Annotated in this window: 1 protein-coding gene; it reads left to right on the forward strand. The window is 48.3% G+C overall.

What is annotated here, in order from left to right; all coding sequences use genetic code 11:
* Positions 1-127: 127 nt before the first annotated feature.
* Positions 128-1,320 (forward strand): energy transducer TonB (locus tag IQ224_RS23575; RefSeq protein WP_194033557.1); only part of this gene is annotated, 1,193 nt, incomplete at its 3' end.

Below are 1,320 nucleotides of genomic sequence, written 5' to 3' on the forward strand. Positions count from 1 at the left end.
GTGTGGGGTGGTGGGGTGGTGGGGTACTGACACCAATTAATTCCCCGCCCTCAAGAAAAAAAAATCGCCTTGACGATTAGAATAGAGTTAACTTTTCCCCTCAAGGCTCTGCTCAATTAACTAGATTATGACATCCTCCTATTTTGGTCTAGAAACCGAAGAAAATAAACTAATTAACTCTAATAATCTCTCGTTCGCCGCTTCTCTTGGTATTCATGCCCTAATTTTAGCGATTATCTTACCTAATTTCCTCAATAATCCAGCGCAGGAGCCAAAAAAAGAGTTACGCAACGTCAATCTGATTGAATTGAACCCTCTAGAGCAGTCACGTCTTCCCAGTCTCGACTCCTCCCTGTCCAGCTTACCGGAACTGCCTAACCCCAATTCGTCTTCTTCCTCTTTGCCTCCTCTCCCCCCCATGGATGGTATCCATAACAGCACCTTACCTCCTTTACCCTCGGTTTCTTCCCTTCCCCCTTTACCTTCTTTACCTGCTTTACCTCCCCTCTCCTCCTTACCCTCCGTCAATATCTATTCTCCTCCCGTGGCATCTATTCCCTCTCTGGGTAGATTACCGATTCCTCGCAATTTTCCCACTTCTACCCCCAGTTTACCTAGTCCTCCTTCTGTTCCCACGCTGCCAGAGAATAATAATCTGCCGAGGGAGACTAATAACCAGCAGCTCCGGCCTGAATTCGATCCCTACCAAGATAATCTAACTTTAGATAGATTGCGAAATTCGCCCCGTAGTGCATCGCAACAGGCACAGGAACAATTAAACAATTCCTTGGCCCGCACTTCGGAGCCGAATGGTCAATCGCCCATTGATGAACAGCGTCGTCAACAATTAATGTGGGAAATGCGAGAACGTTTGCGCGCCCTGGAGGCGGATAAAAGCAATACGAGTAACGAGGAGGCCATGAGAAATCAGGTGGATTGGCTGGCCAGAGTCCAAAAAACCAATCCTAATGCCTTAAATGAACTAAATCAGCCCAATCAGGGCAGCAGAGGCATAACTACCGTCAATTTAACCGGTAATTATCCCGCTACAGCTTGTTCCCGTCAATTAGCGGGGACGGCGGTTTATGGGGTGACGGTGGATGCTCAAGGGCGCCTCAGCAGTGAACCCCAGTTAATTAAAAGTGCCGGCTTCCCGATTTTCAATCAACAGGGGGCTGGGGAAGTGCGCTCAACTCGTTTTAATAATCCTAGTGGTGAGTCGAGAATCTATCAAGTGCGCGTCAGTTTTGCCCCTAACCCGGAAGTGTGCCGAGGTGCGATCGCTAATCCCCCAAAACCGGAGGGTAGTAACCTCAATAC

Source organism: Microcystis sp. LEGE 00066 (assembly GCF_015207925.1).
Classification (GTDB): Bacteria; Cyanobacteriota; Cyanobacteriia; order Cyanobacteriales; family Microcystaceae; genus Microcystis; species Microcystis ichthyoblabe_A.